Source organism: Pantoea trifolii, from assembly GCF_024506435.1.
Lineage (GTDB): Bacteria > Pseudomonadota > Gammaproteobacteria > Enterobacterales > Enterobacteriaceae > Pantoea > Pantoea trifolii.
Map to the genome: position 1 here is coordinate 439,864 of NZ_JANIET010000001.1, position 18,796 is coordinate 458,659.

Annotated in this window: 14 protein-coding genes; 7 read left to right on the forward strand and 7 right to left on the reverse strand. The window is 56.2% G+C overall.

Going from position 1 to position 18,796, the window contains the following annotated elements; translation table 11 throughout:
* The 3 genes from NQH49_RS01935 to NQH49_RS01945 all read left to right on the forward strand — a co-directional run bounded on the left by NQH49_RS01935 (position 1) and on the right by NQH49_RS01945 (position 6,301).
* Positions 1-1,785 carry a GMC family oxidoreductase gene (locus NQH49_RS01935; protein ID WP_256698180.1) on the forward strand — a complete coding sequence of 595 codons (1,785 nt, stop codon included), beginning with the start codon at positions 1-3 and terminating at the stop codon, positions 1,783-1,785.
* Positions 1,786-1,796: 11 nt separating this feature from the next.
* The gene (locus NQH49_RS01940) at positions 1,797-3,116 is read left to right on the forward strand and encodes a c-type cytochrome (RefSeq protein WP_256698181.1); all 1,320 of its coding nucleotides are present in this window, start codon (positions 1,797-1,799) and stop codon (positions 3,114-3,116) included.
* Positions 3,117-3,445: 329 nt separating this feature from the next.
* Complete coding sequence (locus NQH49_RS01945; RefSeq protein ID WP_256698182.1) at positions 3,446-6,301, forward strand: Ig-like domain-containing protein; 2,856 nt, start codon at positions 3,446-3,448, stop codon at positions 6,299-6,301.
* A 50-nt stretch (positions 6,302-6,351) separates the two neighbouring features.
* Here the strand turns inward: NQH49_RS01945 and NQH49_RS01950 are convergent, their stop codons facing one another.
* The 4 genes from NQH49_RS01950 to NQH49_RS01965 all read right to left on the reverse strand — a co-directional run bounded on the left by NQH49_RS01950 (position 6,352) and on the right by NQH49_RS01965 (position 12,432).
* Positions 6,352-7,779 (reverse strand): MFS transporter, encoded by a 1,428-nt coding sequence (locus tag NQH49_RS01950; protein WP_256698184.1) that lies wholly within the window; start codon positions 7,777-7,779, stop codon positions 6,352-6,354.
* A 190-nt stretch (positions 7,780-7,969) separates the two neighbouring features.
* Positions 7,970-9,490: a p-aminobenzoyl-glutamate transporter gene (gene abgT, locus NQH49_RS01955; protein WP_256698186.1), complete on the reverse strand. Its 1,521-nt coding sequence runs from the start codon at positions 9,488-9,490 to the stop codon at positions 7,970-7,972.
* A gap of 189 nt (positions 9,491-9,679) precedes the next feature.
* The gene (locus tag NQH49_RS01960) at positions 9,680-11,122 is read right to left on the reverse strand and encodes a M20 family metallopeptidase (RefSeq protein ID WP_256698187.1); all 1,443 of its coding nucleotides are present in this window, start codon (positions 11,120-11,122) and stop codon (positions 9,680-9,682) included.
* The gene (locus NQH49_RS01965; protein ID WP_256698188.1) at positions 11,119-12,432 is read right to left on the reverse strand and encodes an amidohydrolase; all 1,314 of its coding nucleotides are present in this window, start codon (positions 12,430-12,432) and stop codon (positions 11,119-11,121) included. Before NQH49_RS01965 ends, NQH49_RS01960 begins: the two co-directional genes overlap by 4 nt.
* Before the next feature lie 113 nt (positions 12,433-12,545).
* Between NQH49_RS01965 and NQH49_RS01970 the strand changes: the two genes are divergently transcribed.
* Both NQH49_RS01970 and yjdN read left to right on the forward strand, forming a co-directional pair.
* Positions 12,546-13,448 carry a LysR family transcriptional regulator gene (locus NQH49_RS01970; protein WP_256698471.1) on the forward strand — a complete coding sequence of 301 codons (903 nt, stop codon included), beginning with the start codon at positions 12,546-12,548 and terminating at the stop codon, positions 13,446-13,448.
* A gap of 78 nt (positions 13,449-13,526) precedes the next feature.
* Positions 13,527-13,958: a VOC family metalloprotein YjdN gene (gene yjdN / locus NQH49_RS01975; protein WP_137384991.1), complete on the forward strand. Its 432-nt coding sequence runs from the start codon at positions 13,527-13,529 to the stop codon at positions 13,956-13,958.
* Between the two features lie 123 nt (positions 13,959-14,081).
* On the opposite strand, the gene NQH49_RS01980 is transcribed toward yjdN, so the two are convergent.
* The 3 genes from NQH49_RS01980 to NQH49_RS01990 all read right to left on the reverse strand — a co-directional run bounded on the left by NQH49_RS01980 (position 14,082) and on the right by NQH49_RS01990 (position 17,298).
* The gene (locus NQH49_RS01980; protein WP_008105602.1) at positions 14,082-14,948 is read right to left on the reverse strand and encodes a nucleoside-specific channel-forming protein Tsx; all 867 of its coding nucleotides are present in this window, start codon (positions 14,946-14,948) and stop codon (positions 14,082-14,084) included.
* A gap of 335 nt (positions 14,949-15,283) precedes the next feature.
* Positions 15,284-16,642 (reverse strand): sensor histidine kinase, encoded by a 1,359-nt coding sequence (locus NQH49_RS01985; RefSeq protein ID WP_008105600.1) that lies wholly within the window; start codon positions 16,640-16,642, stop codon positions 15,284-15,286.
* Positions 16,639-17,298, reverse strand: coding sequence for a response regulator (locus tag NQH49_RS01990; protein WP_008105599.1), 660 nt, complete (start codon positions 17,296-17,298; stop codon positions 16,639-16,641). Before NQH49_RS01990 ends, NQH49_RS01985 begins: the two co-directional genes overlap by 4 nt.
* Positions 17,299-17,463: 165 nt before the next feature.
* Between NQH49_RS01990 and NQH49_RS01995 the strand changes: the two genes are divergently transcribed.
* Positions 17,464-17,829: a helix-turn-helix domain-containing protein gene (locus tag NQH49_RS01995; RefSeq protein ID WP_008105596.1), complete on the forward strand. Its 366-nt coding sequence runs from the start codon at positions 17,464-17,466 to the stop codon at positions 17,827-17,829.
* A 76-nt stretch (positions 17,830-17,905) separates the two neighbouring features.
* Entirely contained in the window at positions 17,906-18,796 is an 891-nt protein-coding gene (locus tag NQH49_RS02000) for a LysR family transcriptional regulator (protein ID WP_256698190.1), read from the forward strand.

Below are 18,796 nucleotides of genomic sequence, written 5' to 3' on the forward strand. Positions count from 1 at the left end.
GTGGCAAATGAATTGAAAAAAGTGGATGCGGTCGTCGTCGGTTTCGGCTGGGCGGGTGCCATCATGGCGAAAGAGCTGACCGAAGCGGGCCTGAATGTGGTGGCGCTGGAGCGCGGTCCGCATCGCGATACCTATCCGGATGGATCTTATCCGCAGTCAATTGACGAACTGACCTATAACATCCGCAAAAAGCTGTTCCAGGATCTGTCGAAAAGCACCGTCACCATCCGTCATGATGCCTCGCAAACCGCCGTACCTTATCGCCAGCTGGCAGCGTTTCTGCCCGGCACCGGCACTGGCGGCGCGGGTCTGCACTGGTCAGGCGTGCATTTCCGCGTTGACCCGGTAGAACTGAACCTGCGCAGCCATTACGAGCAGCGTTACGGTAAAAACTTCATCCCGGAAGGCATGACGATCCAGGATTTCGGCGTCAACTATGACGAGCTCGAACCCTTCTTCGATCAGGCCGAGAAAGTGTTCGGCACCTCGGGCAGCGCCTGGTCAATCAAAGGCAAACTGCTGGGCAAAGAGAAGGGCGGCAACCCGTACGCGCCAGATCGTTCCAGCGACTTCCCGCTGCCGGCGCAGAAGCGCACCTACTCGGCGCAGCTGTTCGCGCAAGCGGCGGAATCAGTGGGTTATCACCCTTATGATATGCCGTCGGCCAACACCTCAGGCCCCTACACCAACACCTACGGCGCACAGATGGGCCCGTGCAACTTCTGCGGTTTCTGCAGCGGTTACGCCTGCTACATGTATTCCAAAGCCTCGCCGAACGTCAACATCCTGCCCGCTCTGCGTCAGGAACCGAAGTTCGAGCTGCGCAACAACGCCTACGTGCTGCGCGTTAATCTGACCGACGATAAAAAGCGCGCCACCGGCGTGACCTATCTCGATGGTCAGGGCCGCGAAGTGGTGCAGCCTGCGGATCTGGTGATCCTGTCGGCGTTCCAGTTCCACAACGTGCATCTGATGCTGCTCTCCGGCATTGGCAAGCCGTATAACCCGATTTCCAACGAAGGTGTGGTTGGGCGTAACTTCGCCTATCAGAACATCTCAACGCTGAAAGCGCTGTTCGACAAAAACACCACCACCAACCCGTTTATCGGTGCCGGTGGCGCAGGTGTGGCAGTGGATGATTTCAACGCCGACAACTTCGATCACGGCCCGCACGGCTTCGTTGGCGGTTCGCCATTCTGGGTGAACCAAGCCGGTACCAAGCCAATCTCGGGTTTGCCAACGCCGAAAGGCACGCCAAACTGGGGCAGCCAGTGGAAATCGGCGGTCGCGGATACCTACAACCATCACATCTCGATGGATGCGCACGGCGCGCACCAGTCTTATCGCGCCAACTATCTCGATCTCGATCCTAACTACAAAGATGCCTACGGCCAGCCGCTGCTGCGTATGACCTTTGACTGGCAGGATAACGACATCAAGATGGCGCAGTTCATGATCGGCAAAATGCGCAAAATCACCGAAGCGATGAACCCGAAAATGATTATCGGCGGCGCGAAAGGACCGGGCTCGCACTTCGATACCACCGTGTATCAAACCACGCACATGAGCGGCGGCGCGATCATGGGTGAAGATCCGAAAACCAGCGCGGTGAACCGTTATCTGCAGAGCTGGGATGTGTCGAACGTGTTTGTGCCAGGCGCTTCGGCGTTCCCGCAGGGGCTCGGCTACAACCCAACGGGCATGGTCGCCGCGTTGACCTATTGGTCTGCCAAAGCGATTCGTGAACAGTATCTGAAAAACCCCGGCCCGCTGGTACAGGCATAAGGAACACGGCGATGATCAAAAGCATTTTAGCCCTGTTTCTGGGCACGATGACGTTCGCCGCAGTGGCGGACGAAGCAGGTTCGGACGCGCTGGTGAAGCGCGGTGAGTATCTGGCGCGCGCAGGCGACTGCGTGGCCTGTCACAGCACCGAAGGCGGTAAACCCTTTGCCGGTGGACTGCCGATGGCGACGCCGATCGGCACCATCTACTCCACCAACATCACGCCGGACAAAGCCAACGGGATTGGTGATTACAGCTATGACGACTTCCAGAAAGCGGTGCGTCACGGCGTAGCGAAAAACGGCGACACGCTCTATCCGGCGATGCCCTATCCGTCTTACGCGGTGGTCAGCGATGACGACATGAAGGCGCTCTACGCCTACTTCATGCACGGCGTGCAGCCGGTGGCGCAGGCGAACAAAGAGAGCGACATTCCGTGGCCGCTGTCAATGCGTTGGCCGTTAGCCATCTGGCGCGGCATCTTTGCGCCGGACGTGAAAGCGTTCCAGCCGGCGGCACAGGAAGATCCGCAATTGGCACGCGGTCGCTATCTGGTGGAAGGTCTCGGCCACTGTGGTGCTTGCCATACGCCGCGTAGCATCACCATGCAGGAAAAAGCGCTCAACAACGGCGAAGGCAACAACTATCTTTCCGGCAGCAGCGCGCCGATTGATGGCTGGACCGCCAGCAACCTGCGTGGCGACAACCGCGATGGTTTAGGCCGCTGGAGCGAAGACGATCTCAAGCAGTTCCTGCGCTTTGGCCGCAACGATCACACCGCCGTGTTTGGTGGCATGACCGATGTGGTGCAGCACAGCCTGCAGTATCTGAGCGATGACGATATCAGCGCGATTGCTAAGTATCTGAAATCCCTTGGCGCGAAAGATCCGAATCAGGCGGTGTTTAAGCAGGATGATGCGGTGTCTCAGGCGTTGTGGAAAGGTGACGACAGCCAGCCTGGCGCATCGACCTATGTCGATAGCTGTGCGGCGTGCCACAAAACCGACGGCAGCGGCTATCAGCGCTTCTATCCCGCGCTGCGCGGTAATCCGGTGGTGATGGCGGACGATCCGACCTCGCTGATTCACATCGTATTGGTTGGCGGCACTTTACCTGGCGTGAAAGGCGCACCCACGGCGATCACCATGCCGGCGTTCGGCTGGCGCCTGAACGATCAGCAGGTGGCGGATGTGGTGAACTTTATCCGTGGCAGCTGGGGCAATGGCGTGAAGTCGAGCGTGTCGGCGAAAGATGTGGCCGAACTGCGTAAAGACGAAACCGTGCAGCCGAAGCAGGGTAATGCAGATATTAAGGTGTTGGAAGGGCAGTAAAATGACAGGAGGCCAGTGTGGCCTCCTTTCTACTATTTTTTAGTACTCATCATTTCATTAATGAATGATCCTGTTTCATGGTCATTTCTAAATTCTGTATTGTTTAACCTCCCGCAAAACACATTTCTAAATATTATTTAATTTCTCATTGGTAAATGAATAAAAATTATCGCTTAATTGTCGAAAGACTTGTCTTGTGTATAATTTTTGTTGAGTTTTTTTATTGCTTTCAAGACCTTTCTGTTTTAATACCGAATGTTAATTATTTAAAAATCCTTTTGCTATTGCTGTTTTTCATATTTTCAACGCTTTAATTAAAAGGAATTTTTATGTCAACTGCCTATGATCCTATGTTGCCTGGTTTTGAAAACTGGGTTAATACGCCCTATCAATACTGGAAATCTAATGCTCCCGATGCTAAGGATGGCATCGTCGAGCTCGTTATTAATGGGAAAAAATTCACTTCAAAAATAGACGCTAATGGCGATTGGGAATTTCAGTTGCCACTGCAATTAGCTGAAGGTGGCCATAATCTTTCCATTCGCTATGTTGATCTCGCCGGGAACTATGGCGATGTTTATCAGACACGCATTAATGTCGATCTTAGCGCACCGGATAAGCCGGGTATTACGCGCATTATGGATGATGTTGGGAGCGTTAAGGGGCCCGTAGGAGACAAGGGATTTACTGATGACCGTAAACCGACGATTTCTGGCTATGCCGAGCCAGACAGTATTGTTCGTGTGTACAGCAATGGCTTCCTGTTGGGTAGTGTACAGGCGGCGAAAAATGGCCAGTGGACAATGGAACCTAAATTGCGTGATGGCGAACAACGCATCTACGTCACCGCTACCGATCGTTTTGGCCAGGTCAGTGAAGATTCTGATGTCTTCACGCTGTTTGTAAATGTACCCACCATCAATAAACCTCAATTGCTGGAGGTGTATGACAATTACGGCCTGGAAACCGGTGTCATCAAACATGGTGAGAGCACGGATGATCTTCGTCCATCATTGCGAGGTAATGCGCCAGTTGGCGCCGAATCCGTTCATATTTATGTCAAAGGAAAACGCGTTGGTATTGCTCCGGTTGAGAATGGAAAGTGGGCTTGGGAAGCAAGCTCAGATGTACTGCACTATGGCAAAAACAGCATTACTCTGCGTTCGCAGAATAGTCGAGGTGAATTAAGCCAGCCAACCGCAGCGTTTGACGTGATTGCAGTTGCCCCCACTACGGTGAAGATTGAGTATGCATGGGATAATTTTGGTGATGCACAGGGTAAACTCGCTTCTGGTGCTGATACCGATGATTTAACCCCAGCCTTTAGTGGCAGTGCTGAAGCTCACAGTATTGTCTACCTTCATGCGCGTCATCAGAATGGCAGTTGGTCCCTCAAAGGCAGTGCCGTAGCCGATGCAAACGGATTCTGGAATATTGAAGTAGCCAAACTGACTAACGGCAATGGCGTCTATGATTTTCAGGCATCCAACTCAACAAGTTATAACGGTAAGAGTGGCGAATTCTCTCTCCAGATCAATACATATGTGCAACCCGTCATTGAATCTGCCTACGACAACAATGGTCTGAAACAGGGCACCATCCAGAATGGTGGCCGAACCGACGACCTGACGCCAACCCTGAAAGGGCATGCCTCTGCGGGCGCGATTGTCTACATTCATGTGAAGTATGAAAGCGGCGCATGGTGGGTAAGCGGCAGTACGAAAGCGGATGCCAAAGGTGAATGGTCATATGATATGCCGCAGTTGCCTTACCACAGCAACTACGATTTCCAGGCATCCGGCAGCACGGTACGCGATCCAAAAGCGTCGACTTTCACGCTGTATGCGGGTCCAGACGCGCAGATTGCGCCGGTCATTGATTACCTCATCGACAACAACGGGCTGAAACAGGGCACTATCCAGAATGGTGGTCGAACCGACGACCTGACGCCAACCCTGAAAGGGCATGCCTCTGCGGGCGCGATTGTCTACATTCATGTGAAGTATGAAAGCGGCGCATGGTGGGTAAGCGGCAGTACGAAAGCGGATGCCAAAGGTGAATGGTCATATGATATGCCGCAGTTGCCTTACCACAGCAACTACGATTTCCAGGCATCCGGCAGCACGGTACGCGATCCAAAAGCGTCGACTTTCACGCTGTATGCGGGTCCAGACGCGCAGATTGCGCCGGTCATTGATACCGCATATGACAACAATGGTAAGCTTCAGGGCACCATCCAGAATGGTGGCCGAACCGACGACCTGACGCCAACCCTGAAAGGGCATGCCTCTGCTGGCGCGATTGTGTACGTTCATACTAAGCATGAAAACGGCAAATGGTGGATAAGTGGCAGCACGAACGCCAACGCCAAAGGAGAGTGGGCATATGATATGCCGCAGTTGACTACCTACGGCACCTACACATTCCAGGTATCCGGCAGTGCGGTACGTGATCCAAGCTCCGCCTTTCTCTCGCTGTATGCAGCGCCTGACAGCAGGATTGTCCCGGTCATTGTTACCGCCCATGACAACAATGGTCTGCTCCAGGGCAATATTGTGAATGGTGGCCGTACTGATGATCTGACGCCAACCCTGAAAGGCTATACATCGGCTAATAGCACCGTCTACATTCATGCCAGACATGACAACGGCAAATGGTGGGTCAGTGGCAGTACCAAAGCTAACGCCAATGGCGAATGGACATTTACTACACCGCAGCTCACCTCCTACGGCACGCACGATTTCCAGGTATCCGGTAGCACGGTACGTGATCCTAACGCGGCTATGTTCACCTTTGACGCTAAACCCGATAGCTTTGCATCCAAAATGAATGAAATTTCATCCGATTACTTAGCTGACTTAATCGCAGCCAGCAACCAAAAATCGGTAGTGAATATGGTCAAAATCAGCTCTGGGAATACGCTCAACATTAATGTCAGTGACATCCTAAGTGCGGGTAGCAAAGATCTCTTTATTCAGGATGGAAAAACGCAATTGGTGGTGAAAGGAAACAAAAATGATGTCATTAAGCTAGATGACTTATTAGGCAATGGCATTGATGAAGGTGATTGGCATCGCCAAAAGGGTAAGGTGTCAGTGGCTGGTTTGAAATATCAGGTATACAGCCACGACGGTTTGGATGTGGAATTGCTGGTACAACAGGGCGTGAAAATCGATCTGATTTAACCACTTCTCATCATGGCGGCCAAGTTGGCCGCCATTTTCTTTAATACTCTTCAAATATTCTCCAAATCCATACCACGGGTTTTCGGCCCATAAATGCCCACCGAAAGCATCACCATCAACATACTCAGCACGATAAAGGCGATCACGCCCTGGCTGCCGGCATACTGCAAAATAATGCCAATCAAAATACTGCTGAACACCGTCGACAGGCGGCTAAACGAGTAGCAGAAACCCACCGCGCGGGCGCGAATGTGCGTCGGGAAAATCTCGGTCTGATAAGCGTGATAGCTATAGGTCAGCCACGCGTTGCTGTAGGTGATCAGGAAGCCGCAGATGATCATCAGCACCGGATTGGTCATAAACGCAAACAGCGTGCCGAACACCACCGTCATCAGCGATGAAAACACGATCTGCCATTTGTTCTCGAGCTTGTCGGCGTAGCGACTGCAAATCAGCGAGCCGAGCGGGTAGGCCAGCGTAATGAAAAACGCATACAGCAGGCTATGCGTGACGGTCGCGCCTTTGCCCGACAGCAGCGCGGGCAGCCAGTTGCCGAAGCCAAAAAAGCCAATCGCCTGAAAGAAGTTCATCACCACCAGCATCAGCGTGCGCTTGCGATAGGCGGGTGCCCAAATCTCACTGAAACGCCCTTGCTTAGGTTGCTCAGGTGCGAACTGTCCCCCATCCCGGCCTTCCCCCACCAGTGGGGGAAGGGGAGAAGAAATACCACAGCGCTTTTCCATCGCGCTCAAAACCTGATGCGCTTCCTGATGCCGTCCTTGTTGTGCCAGCCAGCGCGCGGATTCCGGCAGATTTTTACGAATCAGCCAGATCACCAGCGAGCAGACCGCACCGGCAATCACCACCCAGCGCCAGCCTTCAAGGCTGAGAATGGTTTGCGGCACCAGCCACCACGACATCAGCGCCACCGCCGGTACCGACAGGAACTGGATAAAGAAGGAGAAGGCGAACGCGCGGCTGCGCAGATGCGCCGGTACCCATTCGGAAAGATAGGTATCGATGGTCACCAGCTCGACGCCAAGGCCAATGCCGACCAGGAAGCGGAACAGGATGATCATCTCCGCGCTTTGCTGGAACGCCATCAGCAGCGAAAACGCGCCGTACCACGCCAGCGCGCACATAAAGGTCAGGCGGCGGCCAAAACGGTCGGCGTAGGGCGCAAGCAAACTCGCGCCGACAAACAGGCCAAGGAAAGTCGCGGAGGCAAATGCCGCCTGATCGGCGACGCCGAACACGCCGGCAGAACCGGTATGAAACACGCCCGCCGCCACCAGGCCGGAGCTGATGTAGCCGGTTTCAAACAGATCGTAGAGCTCAAAGAAGCCGCCCAGCGCCAGTAGCGTGATAAAGCGCCACAGACCGGCAGAAGAGGGCAGCGCATCAATGCGCCCGGCTAAGGTGCGGCGATCCGCACTGATGTGGTCGTTCGCCATCCCTGTCGACGTGATTGTTGTCATTGTTGTGTAAACCTCGGTGTTTGCAGAACCCGCTGACGGCTGAGATGGGTTTTAAAAATAATTAACCGTTAGCAAGCGAAGGAATAGCAGGATAATAAATTCGCTGAGCGTTGCCGAGAGGCGGGACGGTGACATTTTGGCAACATACGTTGCAGTTCACAGAAAAGGAGTCGCCATCCGTGGCGCAGGCTTAGTGCAGGCTCGGATAGACGCCCGGACCGATCGGTAAACCGAGCGCATACCACGCCAGCAGCAGCACAATCCAGGTGGTGAAGAACACCAGCGGATAGGGGAAGATCAGCACGTAATAGGTGCCCAGCTGTGCATCTTTTTGATAGCGCTGCAGAAAGCCGAGGAACAGCGGCAGGAACGGCGACATCGGTGCCAGCGGCAACACCGCAGAATCGGCGATGCGGAAAATCATCTGCGCAAACGCCGGATGGAAGCCCAGCAGCATAAACATCGGCACAAATACCGGTGCCAGAATCGACCAGATGGCTGAGCCGCTGGCGATAAACATGCACAGGAACGCCGAGAGGAACATCAAGCCCATAAACGCCGGTGCACCGCTAATGCCCGCGCTTTCCAGCACATCGGTCAGGCCGATAGCCATGAACTTGCCCATGTTGCTCCAGTTGAAGAAGGCAACAAACTGCGACAGCGGAAACACCATCACAATAAAGCCCGCCATGCTCTTCATCGGATCCACCAGCAGCTGCGGGATATCATCCGCGTGGCGAATCTGCTTTGTCACCGCGCCATAGGCAATCGCTACCACAAAGAAGAACAGGATGATGATCGGCACAATGCCCTGAATAAACGGCGACGGAATGATACCGCCGGTTTTCGGATTGCGCAGCGGCGCGTGTTCCGGCACCACCAGCAGCGCCATCAGCGCGATAAACACCAGCGCGGCGATACCGGCAGCTTTCAGGCCGCGATTCTCCAGCGCAGTGAGCGGCGGCAGGCGATCGTTGTTGCCGCCGTTCCACGCGGGCAGGCGCGGCTCGACAAACTTGTCGGTCAGTAGCGCACCGGCGATGGTCAGCACAATCACCGAGCTGGCCATAAAGTACCAGTTGTCGATCACGCTAACGTGGACGGTATCGCTCACCGCTTTGGCGGCTTCGCTACTGATGCCGGACAGCAGCACATCGGTGGTGACAATCAGCAGGTTGGCGGTAAAACCGGACGCCACGCCGGCAATCGCCGCCATCAATCCCGCCACCGGATGGCGTCCCACCGCGAGGAAGATCAGCGCGCCGAGCGGCGGCATCACCACCAGCGCGGCATCGGACGAAATGTGGCTGAAGAAGGCGATAAACAGCACCATGTAGCTGGCGTAGCGACGACTCACACGCGACGCCATTTTTACCATCAGTGATTGCAGCAGGCCGACTTTTTCCGCCAGGCCCGCACCAATCACCAGCGCCAGAATCGATCCCAACGGCGTAAAGCCGCTGAAGTTTTTGATGATGTTGGGCAGGATCCACTGAATCCCGGCGACGCTTAGCAGGTTGTTTACCCGCACCAGTTCGCCGTTGGCCGGATTTTTCACCGCCACGTCGAGGCTGCTGAGTATGGCGGTGGCCACCATCAGCACCACGATCAAATAGACGAACAGTAAGAATGGATTCGGCACTTTGTTGCCGACGCGTTCAATCCAGCTAAACAGCTTTCCGGGGCTGCGGTTCTCCGTGGTCACTTCCATTGCAGGTCCTCATCTCGTCTTGTTATGTTTGCATGCCCGTTGGGGGCTATATTTTTGTATTTTTTTTGGTATTTCAGTGGTCGCCATGAATGGCGATATGTTTCGTGCGTTCATGGTGATGGTCGCCATGAATGGCGACCCTACGTCGTAGGGTGCGCATTTATGCGCACCGTGTTACGAATCGCACGATTACTTCAACTTCGACGGTGTGACATCCGCTGGAATCGGGCAGACGTAAGGCTGCTCGCGGCGCACGCGCTGGAACTCATCGCGGCAGCGCGCCAGCGCCTCGTCATCCTGCAACAAGGTCAGCGCGGTGGCGGCCATCACTTTGGCGGCCAGACACATGCCTTTGTGCGCAATGGACGTGCGGCCCTGCGCCACCAGCTGCCAGGTGTGCAGCGGCGTGCCGAAGGCGAAGCAGGGCGCAAAACACTGCGCGGTGGGCGTCACCCAACTCACATCGCCGACGTCGGTTGAACCGTAAAGGATCTCGCGCGTCACCGCATAAGGCGCCACTTCATCCATCAAAATCTTGTCGCCGAGCGCTTCACTCCAGGCAACGCCCGCTTCACCGCCGGTGCGCGCTGCATTGAGACGCGCGTTGCGCAGATTGTCTTTGCTTAGCGTGGATCGCATCTCGGCGGCAAACGCCTGTTCCGCTTCACTGTAATCAGGCAAACCAAACTGATGCAAATAGCGCTCCATCACGCTTTCCAACGCGCGATTCGGCACGTAATTGGAGCAGGCTTTATCAAAGCGCACCGTCATCTGCGTGTCTGTCATCAGGGCCGCGCCTTTAGCGATGTTGATGACGCGCTGATAGATATCCTGCGCCTGATCGAGCTGCGGCGCGCGAATCAGATACAGCACTTCGGCGTCGGCTTGCACCACATTGGGGGAGACGCCGCCGGCATTGGTCACTGCGTAGTGCAGACGCGCTTCCTGCACGATGTGCTCGCGCAGGAAGTTGGCGCCGGTGTTCATCAGCGTCACCGCATCCAGCGCGCTGCGTCCTAAGTGCGGTGAGTTGGCCGCGTGCGCCGCCACGCCTTTGAAGCGGAAGGCGGCCTGAATATTGGCCAGCGTGCTGAGGTTGAACATGCCGCTGAAACCTTCGGGATGCCAGGTCACGGCCGCATCAACATCGTCGAACAAGCCTTCGCGCACCATAAAGGTTTTGCCGGAACCGCCTTCTTCACCCGGACAGCCGTAGAAGCGCAGCGTGCCGCGCTGGCCGTGCTCGGCCCACCAGGCTTTGATGGCGAAAGCGGCAGCCAAACCGGCGGTGCCGAGCAGATTGTGGCCGCAGCCGTGGCCGTTGCCGTTTTCCACCAGCGGCTGCGGCATGGCGCAACCTGATTGCTGACTCAAACCCGCCAGCGCATCGAACTCGCCGAGAATGGCGATCACCGGTTTGCCGCTGCCAATGCTGGCGATAAACGCGGTGTCGATGTTGCCGACGCCGCGCTTAACGCGAAATCCTTCCTGCTCCAGCGCATCGGCCAGCAACGCGGAAGACTTTGTCTCTTCAAAGCGGGTTTCCGGTACGTCCCAGATGGCATCGCTGAGGGCGGTAAAACGCGGCTGGTTTTGGTTGATGTAGTGATCGATAAATTCGCTGTGGCTCATCGCTGGCCTCCAAACTGCGCTTGATTGAGGGCCAGCGTCGCCAGCGTCTGTACGGCGGTCGCCATGATCGCTTCGTCGAAATCGAACTTCGCGTTGTGATGGCCTGCCGCCAGATCGCAACCGAAAATCACGTAGGAGGATTGGCCGCCGCGCTGCTGCACGCGCTCCAGCATGTAAGTGGCATCTTCCGAGCCCGCCGCCTGCTGTTTCGTATCGACCACTGAGGTAAAAATGCCCAGCGTTTCGGCCTGCTGGTGGATGAACGCCACCCACGGCGGGCTCGGCGTGCAGCTGCGCGCGCCGCCCATCAGCTTGACCTCATATTCGACGCCGTACATCGCCGCCGCACCGGCAATCACGCGCAGCGCCTGCTGATAGATATCGTCGTTAACCTGATTGCTGACGCCGCGCGTTTCCACCTTCATCAGCGCGCAGTCGGGCACCACGTTGCGTCCGGTTCCGGCTTGCAATACGCCGACGTTAACGCGCGCCACGCCGCCGCTGTGCTGCGGCAGATTGTGCAGCGCCAGCGTAGCCTGCGCCGCGGCCAGCAGGGCGTTGCGACCCTCTTCCGGTTTGCCACCGGCGTGCGCGCCGACGCCGGTAAAATTGACGTCGAGTTTGGTGGTGGCGAGGAAGCTGTCGCTGCCACAGACGATTTCTCCAGCGGGCACGCCAGTACCAAGATGGATGGCGGTGAACAGATCGACATCATCCACCACACCGGCCGCGACCATCGCTTTCGCCCCGCGCACGCCTTCTTCGGCGGGCTGGAAAATGAGTTTGATGGTGCCGCTCAGCTGCGCTTTCATCTCCATCAACACGCCCGCCAGCGCCAGGCCGATGGTGGTGTGGCCGTCGTGGCCGCAGGCGTGCATCATGCCGGGATTGCAGGAGGCAAAGCCTTCGCGCGTTGGCAGATGATCGGCGGCGCGGCTTTCGTTCTGATCGAGCGCATCCATATCCACGCGGAAACCCATTACCGGGCCAGGACGACCGGTTTCCAGCGTGGCGACCACGCCACAAAATCCGCCGGAGAAGTGCTTAATCCACTGCGGCAGCGCGCCTTGCTCCAGCGCGCGCGCTTCCTGCTGCACCAGCACCTCAGCAGAGGGCAATCCCATGCGCGAGTCGGCATCGATCACCTCGCGGCCCAGCTTGAGTTGATAACCAAGACGATGCAGCTCTTCAGCCACCAACGTGGCGGTGCGGAACTCCAGCCAGCCCGATTCGGCAAAGTGGTGCAGATCGCGTCGCCAGGCCTGCATCTGCGGGATGCGCGCGTTGACGAGGTCAGAAAGGGTTTTCATCGGCATTTCCTTTGTGTTGGTTTTTTATGCATTCATCCGAATCTACACATTGGTTTTGCCGCGCATAAGATGCGAATATCTTGCTACTGATAAACAACGGTTATCATCAAACCATGTCTGCCAATCTCAAACTTCATCAGCTGCGCGCGTTTGTTGACGTGGCGCGTCAGGGCAGCATCCGTGCCGCCAGCCGCTTGTCCGGGCTTTCACAGCCTGCGCTGACCAAAGCGATTCAGGAGCTGGAGCTGGCGCTGGGCGCGCGCCTGTTCGAGCGGCGACAGCAGGGCGTTACGCTGACCGATATCGGTGATAACTTTTTTAAGCATGCCAGCCTGATACTGGAAGAGTTGCGGGTGGCGCAGGAAGATATTCAGCAGCGGCTGGGATTAGCCGGCGGGCGCGTCAACATCGGCGTGGGCGGCAGTATTGCGCGCACCGTTATGCCGCAGGTGATCAATCAATTTCATCGCGAGTATCCGCTGGTTAAGGTGCGAATTGTTGAAGGTCAGCTGGTTTCGATGGTGCATGAACTGCGCCAGGGCGAACTGGATTTCACCATCAATACCTACGATAAAAATCATCTCGATCAGGAATTGGTGTTTGAACGGCTGATGGAGCGTGATTATCAGGTGGTGATGCGCAAAGGGCATCCGATGGCGCACGCGCGCACGCTGGCCGAGCTGCAACACTGCGACTGGACCATGCCGACGCCGCAGGGCAGCTATTATCGGCTGCTGCACGATCTGTTTGGCGAGCGCGGCATGGCACCGAAAATCGTCGTCACCTGCGAGACCTTTATGGCCTGCACCAGCCTGGTGGCGCAGAGCGATTTCGTCAGCATTATTTCGCGCGATGTGATTGAAGACCCGACGCACGGCGGCCAGCTGATCTCCCTCGAGCTCGACGAACCCTTACCGAAAGCCACTTTCTACCTTATCCAGCGCAAAGACACCGCGCTGACACCGATGAGCGCCTACATGGCGCAGCTGTTTCGGCGCTACTGTCAGCAAAGGTAAGAGTGCGGCCTGGCTCGCAACGGTATAAATAATGCGCACTACACTTGCAGGGGACGTTCCCTTTATGGAGTACAGACCATGCAAGTTACCCCGTATGTGTTTTACAGCGGTCGCTGCGAAGAGGCGATTGCCTTCTACCTCGACGCCACCGACGGCGAGCTGCTGTTCAAGATGACTTATGGCGATATGCCGGATGAAACGCCGGTGGAGGACGAAGGTTGTATCTCGGGCGTGAGCTTTTCGCCGGAGCAGATTATGCATGCCCATCTGCGCATCGGGCAGGGCGAATTGATGATGAGCGATGGCGCACCGCAGGCGGCGTATGGCGGTTTTGCCGTGAGTTTATCCACGCCGGATGAGGCGCAAGGCAAGCGTTGGTTTGAGGCGTTGTCCGCGGGCGGTGAAGTGACGAAAAGCTGGGCACCGACGTTCTGGGCCAATGGCTTTGGCATGTTGACCGATAAGTTCGGCGTACCGTGGATGGTGAATGCGTATAAGCCGCAGATTTGAGTATAGGGTGCGCGCTAGCCCTCACCCAGCCCTCTCCCGCAAGCGGGAGAGAGAGTAGGTAGGGGCACGATCTGTTCCCTCTCCCACTTGTGGGAGAGGGTTAGGGTGAGGGAAACCAACAACTTAGAAGTTGTAACCCACCACCAAATAGTAACCCCAGCCAGTCGATTTCACTTCAAACGGACCGTTACCGAAGTTCACCTCCTGGCCATCAGCCCACTGGCCGCCGTTGTGGAAATAACGCGCCACGGTTGAAACATGCCAGTGATCGTAGTTCAGCGACAGAATGTGGCTCGATGCAATCGAGTTGCTGGTGCGTGAACGATCGGACTTATCACGCAGATCGGAACCCCAGTCGAAGTTGGTGAAGCCGATGTAGCTCAGCTTGCCGCCCCACAGGTCGGTAATCGGTACAAAGTATTTCACCTTGAAGCGATAACCATCCCAGCTGTTCTCGTTCGCCGCACCGTAGTTTTCCCACTGGTATTTCGCGTAAACGTTCAGCGACAGGCCGATATCGCTGTGCGTATCAATGTCAGTGCCGAGACCCATGTACCAGGTGTTCTGACGGCTATCGCTGTTGCGACCCATGTCATAGATGTAGTTGTTGGCGAAGTACCACTCTTTAAACGGACCAAAAGAGAGGTCGGTGCCTGTCAGCTTATCGATGGAGAAACGTGGCTCAATTTCCATGAACATCGGCGAACCGTGGTCGAACACGCCGTTGGCGTTGCTGTTACCCACGCCAAAGAAGTTGGTCAGATCGAGATAGCCGTAGAAATCGAACCAATCCTTTTTAGCAAAGGCTTCGTATTCCAGATACACGTCGTTGTTGAACTGGGGTCCAAAACGGGTGTGGTAGCTGCCCACCACGTTCACGCTCTGATGCCACCAGTCAGAAACGTACTGCGGATCGCTGTCTGCCGCTTGTGCCGCACCAGTCCAGCTGCTGGCCAATAAGGCCCCTGCTATCAACGCTTTATATTTCATTATTGTTAACCACATGCTTTTGATCGCCGGGCCGTCGCCGCGATCGGGTGAAATTGATCCCAGGGGATGGGCAGTGAGTTGTCGTATCCGGTCTGTGTCGCCAGATTTTCAAGCTTGCGTAATGTGCCTGTAACAGAGGCATAGAAAATAGATTTTGGTCACGTTTGTCAAAAAGTGTTGCAGTTTGATTCACTGGAAATGTGATGGTTATCACATAACGGCCGTGAGGCGAACGGAACCCCGCAACCGTTTACGTGTCGCGTTCGTCGGGAAAAAGGGGTTGAGAGAATGGTGCGATAAATTGCAAGGTCGCCATGAATGGCAACCCTACGGGGTTATGGGAGGGTAACGCGCACCTGCAGGCCAGCAATCTGGCCCTGTTGATCGTGGCGGTTCGACAGCGCAACTTGCATCTGATGCTTTTGCGCAACGCTGCGCACAATCGATAAGCCCAGTCCGCTGCCTTGCGCCTGCACGTCCGGCGAACGGGTGAAGCGGTCAAAGGCGCGTTCGATAAAGGATTCCGCCATGCCGGGCCCGTTATCGACAATATCCACCACGGTGTGATTACCGACGCGATGCAGCAGCACATCGACCAGGCTGCCTTCCGGCGTGTGCAGCATCGCATTGCCGATCAGGTTATCGAACAGGCTACGCAGATCGGAGCGGCTGGCGTGCAGGCGATAATGCGTGGTGCCGTTAAAGCCGATATCAATGCCGCGCTTATCTGCCACCACCATCAACTGCTCAATGCTCTCTTTCAGCAGGTCGTCCAGCTCGATGCTTTCCACCGTGGCGACCACCGATTGATCTTCCTGACGCGAGATATTCAGCAGCTGCGTCACCAGATGGCGCGTGCGCGTTACACCCGCTTCCAGCTGATCGAACTGGCGGCTGGCTTCTCCGGGTTGAATATGTTGCCGCAGATTCTCCAGCTGCAAGGTCACTGCGGTGACCGGCGTACGCAGCTCATGCGCCGCATCTTCGAGGAACTGACGCTGCGATGACCAGGCCGCGCGCAGTCTATCCAGCAAGGCGTTGTAAGCTGCCACCAGCGGCAGCACTTCATCCGGCAAGCCATCAGGTGAAACGCTATGCGGATGCAGGGTTTCCTGGGCTGCGATATGGCGCGACGCCACGCGTAAATCGCGCGTTATCGCCCGCACCACCAGCCATATCACGATCAGTGAGAGCGGCATCATCAGTACCAACGGAATGATGGCGGAGAGCGCTCGCTTGACCATGATACTTTTCATGTAGCCGATATTATGCAGCACCTGAATATTGCCGATTTCACTGCCCAGCTCGCCGGGCCGCGTGTAAACACGCCATTCGCAGTCGTCGCCACAGTCACCGACTTTCAAATCGGTCCAGCCTTTTTTCAGCTGCAATGGCGCATGCAGGCCCGGCCACGAGCTGGCGCGCAGATGGTTGCTTTCGTCCCACAGCTGAACGATATAGGTGCTTTTGAGTTTCTCTTCATGCATCACCATCGGCATCAGCGCCGGCATGCGTTGGCTGCTGGCCCAGGCATCGGCGATCTTGGCGAGCTGATCGTCCTTCATGGTGCCCATCATGTCGCCGTAGCAGTGATAGAAATACCAGGTGACGCCGCCAATCATCGCCAGATGCAGAATCACCAGCGTGGCGAGCAGTTTGTTACGCAGCGAGCGCATAAAGGTGAAAGGTTTCATATTGCCGGTACCCGCCAGCCAAGTCCGCGTACGTTGCGGATCACTTCGTTATCCAGTTTGCGACGCATACCGTGAATCAGTACATCCACCGCGTTGCTGCTGACCTCTTCGCCCCAGCCGTAAATGCGGTTTTCTAACTGTTCGCGTGAAAGGATGGCGCCGGGCCGCTCCAGCAAGGCGTAGAGCAGGGCATATTCGCGTGCGGTGAGCTGTTCGCGCTGGCCTTTATACAACACTTCGCGCGTCATGATGTCGATCTGCACGTCGCCGCTGCCGAGCAGAGAATCTGCCGCACCGTGACGACGGCGGGTAATGGCGCGCATACGTGCCAGCACCTCTTGCAGATCAAAGGGTTTCAGCAAATAGTCATCCGCGCCGCTGTCCAATCCCTGAATGCGCTGCTGCACGGTATCACGGGCGGTGAGCACCAGCACCGGCGTCATGTCGCCGCGTGTGCGCGCTCGTCGCAGCACCTGCAAGCCATCTTCACGCGGCAAGCCAAGATCCAGCAACACGCAGGTATAGCCGCCTTCGGCCCAGGCATTGCTGGCATAGACGCCGTCGCGTACCCAATCCACTGACCAACCTGCCGCTTCCAGCGCTTGCTGCAGATTCGCGCCAATCATTTCGTCATCTTCTACCAGCAGCACACGCATGATGCCCTCCAACTTAACTGAACGCAGTGTAGCGACAGATAATTAGGCCAGAATTATACCCGTTTTCCCCCTTGCTAATTCTGCGCTAATTTTCTGCTAATTAAGGGATAAATTTAACGCGCTATTGTGGCGGCACTGGACACATTGCCAACGCAGGAGAATCCCATGAATCAGCGCGAATTTATCCGTAGTTTGCTGGACTGGATAGAGAATAACTTAGGGCACGATCTTCATCTGGATGAAGTAGCACGCCGCTCGGGATACTCCCGCTGGCATCTGCAACGTCTGTTCCGTCAGCACACCGGTTTTTCGCTGGCCGAATACATTCGCCAGCGCCGCTTAACCGAATCGGCATTGACGCTGATTAACAGCGATGAGGCGATTTTGCAGGTGGCGATGAGTTACGGCTTCGATACGCAGCAGGCTTATACTCGCACCTTCAAAAACTACTTCATGGTTACGCCAGGCCAGCTGCGTCGCCAGCGTCGCGTCGAGCCGGATCGTTTATTGTTCCCATTAGCCGTCGCGTAGGGTCGCCATTTATGGCGACCAGGATCGGGGAATTTGTTATAAGCTGCTGTTCTCACTCTCTTAACTGCCAGAGAACATGGACAACAGCGACAATCTCTCCGCCATGATGCTGTTTGCACGCGTAGTGGAACGGCAAAGCTTTAGCGAAGCCGCACGCACCTTAGGCGTTTCCAAATCCCACGTCAGCCGCGAAGTGGCGCGACTGGAAGTGCGGCTCGGCATCAAACTGCTGCAGCGCACCACGCGCAAAGTGGTGCTGACGGAGCTCGGCCAGGCTTACTATCCGTTCTGCGTGCGCATGCTGGAAGAGATGCATCGCGCCGACGCCTTTGTGCAGCAGGTGCATCAACTGCCCGCAGGCAACGTGCGCTTGCAGGCGCCGGTCACCTACGGCTGCCAATGCGTGGTGCCCACGCTGAATGACTTTATCCGCCGCCATATTCACATCAACGTTGATCTCGAACTCACCACTAGCGATGACCCGCAACCCAGCGCCGACGTGGCGATTGTCATCCGCGCACGTGCGCCCGATGCCGCTAACTATCGTGAACTCGCCAGCATTGATTGGGGCTTGTACGCTACGCCGGATTATCTGGCGGCGCATGCGGACATCGATCATCCTGACCGCCTGACGCGCCACGACTTACTGCTGTTTCACGGTCCGGCGCACACCGCCGCGCTGCCATTTCGCCGTGATAAACAGCGGCTGGCGTTGGATGTACATAGCCGTTTCCGCGCTAACAACAGCATGGCGCTGCTCAATGCGGCGCTGGCGGGGACCGGCATCGCTTATCTGCCTGCTTATATGACGCAAGATGCTTTAGCGCGCGGTGAAATCCAGCAGGTGTTACCAGAGTGGCAAATGGATCGCCTGCACAGCTATCTGTTGCTGAAAGAGCAGCCGCAACCCTCTTCGCCGGTGACATTGCTGTGCGATGCCTTAATCAAGGCGCTCGGCATGGCGTAA